This is a genomic window from Mesorhizobium sp. L103C105A0 (assembly GCF_000502215.1).
Classification (GTDB): domain Bacteria; phylum Pseudomonadota; class Alphaproteobacteria; order Rhizobiales; family Rhizobiaceae; genus Mesorhizobium.
Genome location: NZ_AYXF01000010.1, coordinates 143,102 through 155,841 on the forward strand (window position 1 = coordinate 143,102; position 12,740 = coordinate 155,841).

The 12,740-nt window shown below is 62.9% G+C and carries 8 protein-coding genes; 5 read left to right on the forward strand and 3 right to left on the reverse strand.

Annotated elements, in window-relative coordinates; genetic code table 11:
- Positions 1-7: 7 nt before the first annotated feature.
- The 3 genes from X727_RS141825 (at position 8) to X727_RS141815 (ending at position 4,741) form a co-directional block, all read left to right on the forward strand.
- Positions 8-469, forward strand: coding sequence for a DUF1036 domain-containing protein (locus X727_RS141825; RefSeq protein ID WP_023667922.1), 462 nt, complete (start codon positions 8-10; stop codon positions 467-469).
- On the forward strand, positions 466-2,862 hold the full coding sequence (locus X727_RS141820) for a M23 family metallopeptidase (RefSeq protein ID WP_023834873.1): 2,397 nt from the start codon (positions 466-468) through the stop codon (positions 2,860-2,862). The genes X727_RS141825 and X727_RS141820 overlap by 4 nt, the downstream gene beginning before the upstream one ends.
- A gap of 265 nt (positions 2,863-3,127) precedes the next feature.
- Positions 3,128-4,741, forward strand: coding sequence for a caspase family protein (locus X727_RS141815; RefSeq protein WP_245274196.1), 1,614 nt, complete (start codon positions 3,128-3,130; stop codon positions 4,739-4,741).
- Between the two features lie 88 nt (positions 4,742-4,829).
- On the opposite strand, the gene X727_RS141810 is transcribed toward X727_RS141815, so the two are convergent.
- Complete coding sequence (locus X727_RS141810) at positions 4,830-5,366, reverse strand: OmpA family protein (RefSeq protein ID WP_023745593.1); 537 nt, start codon at positions 5,364-5,366, stop codon at positions 4,830-4,832.
- 229 nt (positions 5,367-5,595) lie between these two features.
- Here X727_RS141810 and X727_RS141805 point away from each other — a divergent pair, with 229 nt between their 5' ends.
- Complete coding sequence (locus tag X727_RS141805; protein ID WP_023745594.1) at positions 5,596-6,156, forward strand: hypothetical protein; 561 nt, start codon at positions 5,596-5,598, stop codon at positions 6,154-6,156.
- A 58-nt stretch (positions 6,157-6,214) separates the two neighbouring features.
- Here X727_RS141805 and X727_RS141800 read toward each other — a convergent pair whose 3' ends face one another.
- Both X727_RS141800 and X727_RS141795 read right to left on the reverse strand, forming a co-directional pair.
- Positions 6,215-7,459, reverse strand: coding sequence for a caspase domain-containing protein (locus X727_RS141800; RefSeq protein ID WP_023745595.1), 1,245 nt, complete (start codon positions 7,457-7,459; stop codon positions 6,215-6,217).
- Between the two features lie 56 nt (positions 7,460-7,515).
- Positions 7,516-8,601: an OmpA family protein gene (locus X727_RS141795; protein ID WP_245265813.1), complete on the reverse strand. Its 1,086-nt coding sequence runs from the start codon at positions 8,599-8,601 to the stop codon at positions 7,516-7,518.
- Between the two features lie 503 nt (positions 8,602-9,104).
- Between X727_RS141795 and X727_RS141790 the strand changes: the two genes are divergently transcribed.
- Positions 9,105-9,629, forward strand: a complete 525-nt coding sequence (locus tag X727_RS141790) for a response regulator transcription factor (RefSeq protein ID WP_245265818.1) — start codon at positions 9,105-9,107, stop codon at positions 9,627-9,629.
- The last annotated feature ends 3,111 nt before the right edge of the window (positions 9,630-12,740 follow it).

Consider the following 12,740-nt stretch of genomic DNA (forward strand, 5'->3'; position numbering starts at 1 on the left):
GACGCCGATGCAACGCCGTCGCCGTGATCCCGTCCTGCTTGCCCGGAACGTGCGGGTGAAGCTCGCCGCGAGCGCGGTCGCGACGCTGTTGCTGGCGCTTCTTTCCACCGGGCAGGCGCGCGCCGAATTCACCGTCTGCAACCAGACGCTCGACGTCGTCAATCTTGCCGTCGGCCAGAAGGTCGACGATGCCGACCAGACCGATGGCTGGTGGACCATCGGCGCCAATCAATGCGTCAACGTCATTCGCGAGGAGCTGACCAACCGCTACATCTACATCTACGCGACGGATGTCTTCGGCCACGCCATCCTGGCAGGCTCCACCGACATGTGCATCGAGCGGCGGCGGTTCTCGATCCGTGGCATCGATGAATGCTGGCAGCGCGGCCATATCGCGGCGAAGTTTCTCGAAGTCGACACGCAGGAACAGGTGCGCTGGACCTTCTTCCTGACCGGAAGCGCGCCGTGACGCACAGCATCGACACCAGCTTCAGAGCAAAGAAGCAGGCGCGCGCCGCGCTGCGCAGGCGCAGGATCTGGCTCGGGCTGGCGGCTGGCCTGGCGACAATCGCCCTTGCCGCGATTGCCACCGGCTTTTATTTCACCGCCGACTACTGGTCGTTTGGCGACGAGGACGAGGAACTGCACGCCGTCGAAGGCTCGGACGACGTGCCGGCCGACGCATCGGTCTACGTGCCGGCCATCATCGACCTTGCCGGCGACCCGATGTGGATCACACTGGCGCCGGAGGCGGGCGCTGCCAAGAGCCGCGGGATGCCGCGCCCGGCGGAGCTCGACCAGGCCGGCATCTCCCCTCAGATCATGGTTCTCTCCGACGTGATGCTGAGCGCCAGCGAAAAATTCATGACGACGATCCCCTCGACGCAAGAGGATTTCGCCTTCTTTCAGGCGCAGCGGAAGACCGCGGTCGCGCCACCCGCCGAACCCGGCGATCCGCAGAATGACCTGCAGAACGATCTGAAGCCATCGCCCGGCGCGGACGGGGCTCCGGCGGCCTCCGGCCCAGTTCCTGATCCGCAGGCCGCTCCCGGTGCCTCGGCGGCAGCCGATGACCCCGAGGCCGGCTGGGGCGAGACGATCGATGAGGGCGAAGCAGCACTCCCCGCCTTTCAGAAGACAGCGGTCGAAAACAACACCAGCATTGCCAGCGTCAGCTCGGAATATCAGCGCTTCGAGGCGACCCAGGACATTTTCGTGAAAATCCTCAACGACCGCAGCCTGGACAGCGTGGCCCTCGATGCGCATTTTTCCGCCGACGACGCAAAGCTTGCCGGCGAGGGGCTGAAGGCGCTGTTCGACAAGGACGGCCTGCAGCCTGGCTATGTCGTGGCGATGCGCGGCTTCAGGCCGACGCGCGAGACCACGACGATGTCGCTGATGCAGGTCTCGATCTACGCCAGGAACGTCTTTGTCGGCACGCTGACACGCAACGCGGCCGGTGCCTTCGTGTCGGGCGTCGACCCGTGGGTGCGCGAGGACCTGTTCAATTATTCGGGCGCCGAGACCGAAGGCACGCAGAAACGGCAATACCGCCTGCTCGACGCGATCTATTCGACGGCGGCCCGCAACAATGTGCCGAGCGGCATCATTGGCGAAGCCATCATGTATCTGTCGCGGGGACAGGATCTGGATGCTTTCGCCAGCGAGGACCAGCGTCTTGTGCTGATCTATTCGCAGACGCCGCGCGGCAAGAACGAGACCGACGGACGGGTGCTCTATGTCGGTATCCAAGGCACGCAAAAGAGCTTGGATTGTTTCGTTTTCCAGCAGAGCGACGGCCAGTTTTCCTGCGTCTCGGGCGATGACCAGGTGCGCTCGCTGACGGTGGCCAACGGCATGGTGACGCCGGTCAACGGTGTCATGACGTCGACCTTCGGGCCGCGCAAGCATCCGATCCTGGGCGTTGTTCGCATCCACAAGGGCATCGACTGGGCAGCACCCGTGGGGACGCCGATCGCCGCAGCCTTCGACGGCGAGATCATCTTCCAGGGCGACGGCGGCGGCTACGGCAATGTGGTCAAGATCGCCCATGGCGGCGGCCGCGAGACGCGCTACGCGCATATGTCGAAATTCGCCATTGCCAGCGGTGTCGGCACCAAGGTGAAGGCCGGCGACATCATCGGCTATATCGGCACCACCGGCCTGTCGACCGGGCCACATTTGCATTTCGAACTCTACCAGAGCGGTCAGGCGATCGATCCGCTCGGAACAGTGACCGCTGCAATCGCCGTCACTTCCAGCGATCCCGCCGTCGAAACGCTGACCGACCGTATCGTCCACGTCGAATCGGGCGGTAGCGCGCGGGCCAAGAACCCGCTGTCTTCGGCGACAGGCGCCGGCCAGTTCATATCCAAGACCTGGATCCGGATGATGAACACCTATCGTCCCGAACTCGCGCGATCGCTGTCGACCGCAGACCTGCTCGCTTTGCGCTACGACGCCACCATCTCGCGTGAGATGGTGCGCAATCTGGCGCGCGAGGGCGAAGCCTATCTCAAGGCGCGCGGCCATCAGATTACCGCCGGCCGGCTCTATCTCTGCCATTTCCTCGGCATGGAAGGCGCACATCAGGTGCTGGCGTCGCCGGGATCGGCGCAGTTGAGCGCCGTGCTCGGATCGTCCGTTATCCAAGCCAACCCATTTCTTACCGGCAAGACCGCCAGCTACGTCGTCGACTGGGCGGAACGGAAGATGGGCCGCAAATTGCCGACGCCCGCCACCACCGATGCGGGCCAGCCGACGACGACGGAAGTCCGCCAGACATCGCCGGAGTTCGAAAAATACAAGCAGGCGATAACGGCACTGGTCGGCTCGATCCAAAATACTCTTGAGCCGGGCTAGAGCTGGCAGTTCGCCCCGGCTTTCGCCAAGCCGATTGGTTCTGAGGCCGGCGAATGGTATGTTTGCGGATATTTGGGAAGGTTTTTGGGTCCTTGTGAACCAAAACTGTGGCTGGGATCACATACGCCCAAGAGCCATTTTGGCAGAAGCGATACAGTCGCTGGTGAAATCTAGCATGCGCAGCCATCAATAACGCGCCCCATTGGGGCGGAGGGCCGATCCCATGAAAGCGTTTGCCGTCCTTTTGAGCGGATTTTTTCTGTTAATGCTGACCGCGCTTGGCACCGTCCAGGCGGCGGCGCCGGATGCCGGTGGCGTCAAACGCGTCGCGCTGGTCATCGGCAACAGCAAATACGTCCATGCCGTCGAATTGCCCAATCCGGCCAATGACGCGCATCTCATCGCATCGACGCTGCGCAATGCGGGCTTCGAGGTGATCGAGGGCGTCGACCAGGACAATGCCGGCATGCACAGCCTGATCAGCAAATTCACCGAGCAGTCCTACGATGCCGACCTCGCCGTCATCTTCTATGCCGGCCACGGCATGCAAGTCGACGGCAAGAACTTTTTGATCCCGGTCGACGCCGAACTGACGTCACCTGCCTATCTCAAGACCCGCACCGTCCAGATCGACGACTTCATGGCCGCACTGCCGCCCGACCCGGCGGTCGGCGTCATCATCCTCGATGCCTGCCGCGACAATCCGCTGGCACGGACACTGGCGGCCTCGATGCCGAAGACCCGCTCCACCGCGCTGGGCACCGGCCTGGCGCCGATCGACCCTAAATCAGAGGGCGTCGGCACCGGCGGCATCCTGATTGCCTATGCCACCGACCCGGGCGCCATCGCCTTTGACGGCAACGGCGTCGACAGCCCCTACTCGACCGCGCTCGCCAGGCACCTGACCGAACCCGGCGTCGAGATCCAGAGCGCGCTGACGCGGGTGCGCGGCGAAGTGGCCGAGACCACGCAAGGCCGCCAGCGGCCATGGCACAACGCATCGCTGGGCCGCGAGGTCTTCCTTGGCAAACCGGCCGCCGAAGCCGCACCGATGGTAAAACCGGCCGCCGATGACGCGAACGCCGTGGCAGCGCCCGCTCCTGCTCTCGTCACCAGCGAACCGCCTTCGTGGGAAGTCGAGCAGCGGCTTTGGGACGAGGCCTCGAAGCGCAACACCGCGCCATTCTACGAAGCCTATCTCGAACAGTTCCCGAATGGCCGCTTCGCCACGGTGGCGCGGCTCAACATCGATGCGCTGAACGATCCGAAAGCCCAGGAACGGCAGGTGGCAGCGCTCGATGCCGACGAAGCGAACTCGGGTTCTGCCGTGCGCACCTCGGTCGGCATTTCGGACGACATGAAGAAGGTGCTGGGCACCGAGGCGACGGAGAACGCGATCGGTCTCGATCGCCAGGGCCGCATCGACCTGCAATTGCGCGTCGAGGCGCTGGGCAACGAGCTTGGCCGCGTCGAGGGCAATATTGGCGCCAAGACCCGGCAAGCGATCGGCGACTGGCAAGAGGGGAACGGGCTGCCTCCGACCACCTTCCTGACGCGCGAGCAACTGGCGTTCCTGGTTATCCAGACGGACCCGATGATGGAGGCCGTTCGTGCCAAGCACGAGGCCGACCAGGCCGGAGTGGACAAGCAGAAGAAACAGGTGGTGCAGAAGGCCCGCACGCTGAAGCCGGTGGCGGAAAAGCCACGCAAGAAGCAGTACGCCCAGAAGCCGCGCCGACAACAGCAGTTCGTGCAGAAAAGGCGCAACCGAGAGGTCGTGCGCGAGGATGAGCCGCCGCCGCGGGACAATAATGATTTCCTGACCAAGGCGCTGATCTTCGGCACCGGCGTAGCGGTCGGCGGCGTGCTCAAGAACTGATCGATCATGTCAAACAATAAAAGCGCCGCGTGTCCGTTGGACGCGCGGCGTTGTGTTTGACGACGGCCGGAAGACGCAGCCGGCGAAGCTACTGCGCCTTGATCCGCATCTCGACCCGCCGGTTGACGGGATCGTAGGGATCGGGATTGCGTGGATTGGCCTCGCCGAGACCGACCGCCTTGATGCGGGTGGATTCGATGCCGTTGGATTCGAGGAAGGCGGTGACCGATTGCGCCCTGCGCTGCGACAGCCCCTCATTGTAGGTCGCCGAGCCGGATGCGTCGGTATAGCCTTCGACGACGAAGGACAGCTTGCTCAGCCGATCGTCCTTCAGCGCCTTGGCGAACTCGTCGAGTTCGCTGCGCGCCTTGGCGTCGAGCTCGGACGAATCCAGGCCGAAATTGATCAGCATGTCGAGGCCGGTCTTCTCCGGCGGCTTGTCTTTCTGGCCGGTCTTGCTCTTGCACTCGTCCTCGGTGCCGACGCAGATCCCGCGTGCCGCGCCGTGATCGATCGCGCCGGCAAAGAACTTCACAATGTCTTCCGATTTCTGAAGTGGGTCGGCATAGACGTGAGTCGAGAAAAGCACGGTCGCCAATGCCAAGACTGAAATGTGCCGCTGCATAACGGTTACTCCCGTTTCGAGCATCCGATTTTCACTCAGGCCCGATCCATGGATCCGGGCCAACTCTTCCTGTTCGACAATGATCTGTCGAGATCACGGTCGGCTGTGGAATATACCAAACCGTGAGGCGTTTGTCTGTGAACAACGTCATGGACATGTGGTGGTCGACAGACTTGACCCGCGCCTCGCAGGCGGGTTGAGTGAGGCCTGGGGGAGGACAACAGCAGCGATGGCCAACGGGCTTCGATTCCAGACCGCACGCGATCTCTTCGCCGCGAACACGGCTGTCGCCCGGGACATGACGGCCGTTCCGACCGACCAACCCTCGCTCGAGTTCTGCCGCCGGCTGATGGCCGGGCGCATCCCCGAGGAAGCGATTACCTTTTGCGCCTATCTCCTGCCTGACCGGGCCGCAATCTGGTGGGGCCACGAGTGCCTTGGGCATCTGACCGAACTGCTCGAAGAGCAGGATCTCGCAACGCTGGCACTGATCCAGGACTGGGTCGGCGACCCCAACAATGCAACCCGCCGGGAGGCTGTCGCCGGGGCGGCGATGACGCAGCAGCACACGCCTGCCGGCTGGATCGCGCTCGCGGCGCAACGGCATATCAGCGGCCTGGCTGCGCAGAACGGGTCGGGGCTGCGGCCGCTGCCGGCTGCGCATGCCGTCAATACCGGCATACTGGCCGGACTGGCGCGGGTTGCGGTGGCGGACCGCTTCTCCGTGCTCACCGCCTTTGTCGAAATGGGCATCCATCTGGCCGAAACCGAGGCGCTGCGCCGAGCCTGATTGCTCTGGATCGTGATGAGATTTCATTGAAATCTGATCCAACCCATTGTTGGCGGCCTCATTTGCAGCCGTTTTGCGCCCATTTGCCGAGCGCCACCTTGAAGCGCGTGCCCAGCGGGTGTTGCAGGCGCAACACCGAGACGTCATTGGTGACGTAGGTCTTGGCCTGGTCGCACAGCCGCTCCTCGGTCCATTGATGACAGTTGCTGCACTGGTTGTCCCAGACGGATTTTTCCAGGCCCTCGACGGGACTGAAGTGCGGCTTTCCCTGGATGAGCTGGGCGATGCTCTTGCCGTCGATCGCCGGGTCTCCAAAATTGACCGGAACGTCGAAAAGGACTGGCGCGTCCGAGCCCAGCTTCGGAATTTCCTCACGCAGCTGTTCCAGCGCCTGCTCGCCGGCGTCCGCACCCGGCGGATTGGCGGCCGCGCCGGTGCGCGCCTGCGTATCGCCTTCGGGCGCAGCCGCGCCGGAATCGCCGACGATCAGCGGCGCCTTGAGATCGACCTTGTGAAGCACGACATCGGTGGTCAGCGAAACGTTGATCCAGGGCCGCTGGCGTCCGGCTGTGGCCTTGAACACATCCGACGTAACCCGGTTCATCGCCTCGGTGATCGAGACGTTGACCTCGCCGATATGGGCAAGCAGCGCCGCCGAAAATGGCGAGTGCTCGCCCGGTCCGTCATAGGCGAGCTGGTTGGGACTGGCAGCGAAGGCGACCAGCGTGCCGGCGCCGCCATTCTCGATCGGTATTTCGGCAAGGCCGCTGCTTGCCGTGCTGTCGCCGCCAGTCTCCTTGGCAAGCACATCGGCGAGCGGGTTGTCGCGGCAGGCGTCGAGGAACACCAGCCTGATGCTGGTCTCGCGCGACATCTGCCGCAGGATGAAATCCACCTGCACGGCTTCGAAGTCGAGCGAGGCCTCGTCCTCCAGCGCCGCATCGACAGGCAGCAGGTAATTCCTGCCCGAGACCTGCAGGCCATGACCGGCATAGAAGAACAGCGCGATATCGGCGCCACGCACCTGCCTGGCGAATTGCGCGATCTTTTCCTGCGTCTGCGCCTTGGTGAGATCGAGGCCGGAGACGATTTCGAAGCCCAGCCCCTTCAGGCGATCGGACATTGCCTGCGCATCGTTCACCGGATTGGGCAGCACCGGCGCGTTCCGGTAATGGGAATTGCCGAGCACCAGGGCGATGCGGCGTTCGGCACTGGCCGCGGTCATGGTAATGGTCATGGTCAACGCAAGCGCCAGCACCGCGAGGCCGATGCCGCGCATGAAGTTGCCGCAACTTGCAATCATGTCCAAACGCACCGGATTCCTTTTCGGTTGACGGGCCTTTTCAGTTAAGGACCGGCTCAGTTGGCGAGCGGCGTGGCGGAGAACTCGATCCGCCGGTTCAGCGCCTTGTTCTTCGGCGTATCGTTCGGCGCCACCGGCTTTTCCTCGCCATAGCCGGAAGCCGTGATCTGCGCCGATGGAATGCCCGCAGCGATGATCGCGTCGGCGACCGCCTTGGCGCGCCGTTCCGACAGGTTCTTGTTGGCCGTCGGCGACCCGTCGGAATCGGTATGGCCCGAAACCTCGACCTTCAGTTTCGGACATTTGCCGACGACGCCGACCACCTCGGCCAGCAGTGGGCGGCTCTTTTCATCGAGCCGAGCGCTGGCTGGGCGAAAATAGACGGCGCCGGTGCGCGACAGCACCTCGAACCTGTTCAGGCATTCATCGTCGCTGAAGGACGTCTTGCCTGCATCTGTGGCGACCGGCCCGGCATCGGCTGGGGCTGCGGCCGCGACGGCAGGCGCCGCCGCCGGCTTGGCCCCATCAGCGGTGAAGACGAAGTCGAACGACACCGAAGCCGTCGGGACGATGCTGCTGACATTGGCCGCCTGCTGGAGTTTTTCGATGTTGGGCAACAGGCCGAAATCCTCGACATGCACGGCGACCGGCGCCTCCGAGGCGATCGACACCATGCTGTCGGTGATCATGGTGACCACGACATTGGCCTCAAGGTCCTTGTCGACGCCGTGCAGGCTCAGGCGAAACGGGATATGCGCGCTCATGCGCCGTTTGGTGGCGAGATCGGCAAAAGCGGCGGGATCGACTTTCGCCGTCACTTCCGCCGTCGGGAATTTGAAGGTTTCGAAGAACAGGAAGCGCATGCGGACATTGCGAAGGTCTATGCCGGTGTCGACCGAGTTGAGGTCGAACGTGACCTTGGCGGCGCCATCCGATGTCAGCGTGCCCGAGAGGTTCCTGATCTTGTTGGTTTCGACAATGGTGTTCTTCTTCACCGATTGATAGGTGAGTGTCGAATTCGCCGGATCGAGCGTCCAGTTCAGCTGCGCGTTCGCCACTTCCGGTGCGAGCAGCAACAGCCCGAATACAGCGGCGACGAGAGCAAGGGCGCCGACGATGCGCCGGCCCTTTGAGAACGGCATTCGTTGCCGAAAAAATCCGCCGACCTCGAACATTGATGCCCCGCCTCAGGACAACAGACCTCAGTTCCGATCACGGCTGTCGAACGCAGTGATGCCAGCGAGCATAGAACATATGATTTGACTTTGCGAGTAGCTCCGCCTGTCTGCCCAAGGGGAGAAGACAGCTCAAAAATCCGTCATCACTGGCAGCTTAACAGGCGTCAAATCCAGAGGCGCCTTGCGTGATCACGAGCGCTTCGGCGGGCCTGTCGAACGCAGAAAAATGCCATTCATAGCCTTGAATATACTACAATATTAGCAACTCCTTGACAATCGACCGAAGCTCTGGTTTCTTGACATATTAAACAAAGTTCGTTGCGTTTTTTACGGACGGTGTTCACATGTCTGCCCTGGTTGTAGCGGACCCGCGGGGGGTCTATCTCGCCGGTCTTGAGTGGGTTTTGCGTAAGGCGGGACATAGCGTTGTCGCAGAATGCCACCACACGATTGAGGTTCTCCCCTTGGTGGAGCGCCACCGGCCTGATCTTGTCATCATTGGGTTGGATGCTGCGGACCGGCAGGCAGCCGGTCTTTCCGCAAGGCTGAGAGCCACCAGCAGCCCTCTGGGCATCATCTACATCCTGCAGCCAAACGGCGGATTCGACTTCAACGAAATCCCCGGGCTCGATGCCGACGGCCTGCTGATGGACGGCGTCAGCCACGGTTACCTTGTCGAATGCGTCAATGCGGTGGCAGCCGGCCGAAAGTGGGTCGACAACCACATCCTTCAGCATATGCTGACGCCAAGACCGCTGCCTAACCCCGCGCCGAAGCTTACCGGACGCGAGACGGAAGTCGCCGGCCTTGTTTCACGCGGCCTGCGCAACAAGATCATCGCGCAGCGGCTGCATGTATCCGAAGGCACGGTGAAGATGCACCTGCATCACGTCTACGAGAAGCTGCGCCTCGGCAGCAGGGCCGAACTCGCCTGGGCGACTTTTGGCGACGGCGCCGACCATCTGGGACCAGGCCACAAAAGCGGGCTTTGATCCCTCCCTTCGGTCAGCTGGCACTGCGTCGACAGGATACCGGCAACAGGCCGGAAACCCACGGCATATCGATCCATCCACCAAACCAACACGGTTGCCCGCGAGCGCCTGTCGCGGCCCGGTCTATCGAAGGATGTATATCGTTCGATCAGGTAGGGGCATTCACCATAACACTATCGAACCGCGAATGGACGCGTGCTCGGCGTCAGCGGCACAATGGAGGATAAAAGGCCGCAATTCTGCGCGTCAGCGGATGCCCTGGGGTAGGTGCATCCGGCATCGGGTGGGGGGTGAATACCCTTTTCTCGATGTATTGAAAAAGGGGAGAATCTCCATGTCACTCGACATCACAGCTCAAGACATCATCATCGACGAAAGCATCGGTCATACGGACGACGATATTGAGCCGGTTGGCAACACCAACACCACGCTGCAATATCTCCTGACTCTCGGCACCGCGCTGGAGGTCGCCTCCCAGGGCGACTTCGTGCATGCCACAGCGAGCGCAGGGGAAACCATCACCGGGCTCGTTCTCACACAGAGCGCCTCTGGGACTCCGTTTTCCACCACCGACGGCGTAAACAGCGGTATTCAGACGGTCGACGGCAATTATGTCTGGCTGTTCCAGGACTCAACCGATCCAAACGTCGTGATCGGCGTCATTGGTACCTCCGACCCGACAGACGAGCCCGATGAGGGCGGGGCGCTCGCCTTCTCGTTCGGGCTGGATCCCACGAGCGCCACCAATGCGGATTTGTACCTGGTCCAGTATGTGCCGTTGCTCCATCCGGACGCGACCGACCCGGACGACCGCATCGATCTGACCGACATGGTGTTCGCCTCGGTCACCGGGACCTCCGTGGCTAGTTTCCTGGGCTCGGCGGCCGCGCCCGGCAACAATGATTTCTACCTGATCAATTCGGCCAATGACGCTTCCAAGCAGCTTCTGGTGATCGGTTTGAACGGTGGCACCGCCAACGTCAGTACCCAGGGCTTCGGCGTCGGCAACCAGAGCATCAATCCGAACGAAACACTGCAGGTCGATTTTGTGACCGGCGGTACTCTGGCCGCGGGCAGTGCCGCGCAAATCCAGTACGGCAGCCATATCGAGACCATCACGCAGGCCGGGTTCACGATCAGCCAGGTAACGCCTTCCAATCCGAATGATCGTGTGGACGTCCAAATCAGCGCCTTCAACAATACGGGCAACGATCAAGGCACAAATTTCTATGACGGCACCACGACCAACCCCGTGGACATCACCGGCATCAAGTTGACGGGGACATCGGGGTATGCGTCCCTCATCACCGCCGATGGCACCTATGCCACAGGCAGCGGCAACGTCACCATCACTGGGCTCAGCGGGACCGGGAACGCCGTTACCATCACCGGGCTCGATAACACCACCACCGTCGATGTCACCACCGGCAGCCCGATGGACCGGTTGACGGTCAAGGGTGTCGATTCAAATGAAGGGTGCGACATCTCCGAATTCCATTTCTTGACGACGAGCACCAACGCCCATACCGAAGAGGTCGGCTCCTTCATCAACTTCGACGACGACGGGCCGACACTTGAGATCACGGCGCCGGTGACAGTTGGCGCGGCCGAGGTGGTCGAGGCGAGCGGGGCTGGCGGGCATAGCCAGGTGACGATCACGCCGCCGTCCTTCACGGCAAGCGCGGTCGATGGCTACACGACGGATGTGGGCTACGCACTCGCCCTGGCGGGCGCAGCGGCGACCGGACTGGGGACGACGGACGGCAACCATGCGATCACGCTGGNACGCTCTTCCTATCTACTCTGATCAACGTGGTGGCGACGGTGACGGTGACGGACGGCGATGCCGACGTCGTCTCGCAGCAAAGCACGAGTTCGGGGCTGTCGCTGACCTTCGACGACACCGATCCGACACTTGAGATCACGGCGCCGGTGACGGTTGGCGCGGCCGAGGTGGTCGAGGCGAGCGGGGCTGGCGGGCAAGGCCAGGTGACGATCACGCCGCCGTCCTTCACGGCAAGCGCGGTCGATGGCTACACGACGGATGTGGGCTACGCACTCGCCCTGGCGGGCGCAGCGGCGACCGGACTGGTGACGACGGACGGCAACCATGCGATCACGCTGGTGGTCGACTCGGCCACCCAGATCTCGGGCAAGTACGACAGCGACGGCAATGCCTCGCTCGATGCGACNCACGCTGGTGGTCGACTCGGCCACCCAGATCTCGGGCAAGTACGACAGCGACGGCAATGCCTCGCTCGATGCGACGGCGTTCACGGTGACGCTGTCGGGCACGACGGTGACGCTGACGTCGCTGGTTGCGCTTGAGCACTCGAACGCGCCGCAAGGCGCAAACGAGGACAACACGCNTCCCTACACGACGCTCTTCCGATCTTCGGGCACGACGGTGACGCTGACGTCGCTGGTTGCGCTTGAGCACTCGAACGCGCCGCAAGGCGCAAACGAGGACAACACGCTCGACCTCGGCACTCTGATCAACGTGGTGGCGACGGTGACGGTGACGGACGGCGATGCCGACGTCGTCTCGCAGCAAAGCACGAGCTCGGCGCTGTCGCTGACCTTCGACGACACCGATCCGACGCTCGAGATCACGGCCGCGCCGGTGGTTGNCGCTGACGTCGCTGGTTGCGCTTGAGCACTCGAACGCGCCGCAAGGCGCAAACGAGGACAACACGCTCGACCTCAACGGCCTGATCAACGTGGTGGCGACGGTGACGGTGACGGACGGCGATGCCGACGTCGTCTCGCAGCAAAGCACGAGCTCGGGTGNTCAACGTGGTGGCGACGGTGACGGTGACGGACGGCGATGCCGACGTCGTCTCGCAGCAAAGCACGAGCTCGGGTGGGCTATCGCTGACCTTCAACGACACCGACCCAACGATCACGAAACCGTTCGACGCTGATCCCATTACTGCGGGCATCCAAACCCCCGAGCATCTGGGCAACGCGGCAGGCCAGACGGCCAGCGGGAACTTCGGGTACGATATGACGGACAAGCACACGGCCGCAGAGTATTTGGCGGGCATCAGCGACTTTGTCGATACCGATGGTGGTCTGTTGGGGACCCAGATCGGGCTCACCGGCACGATC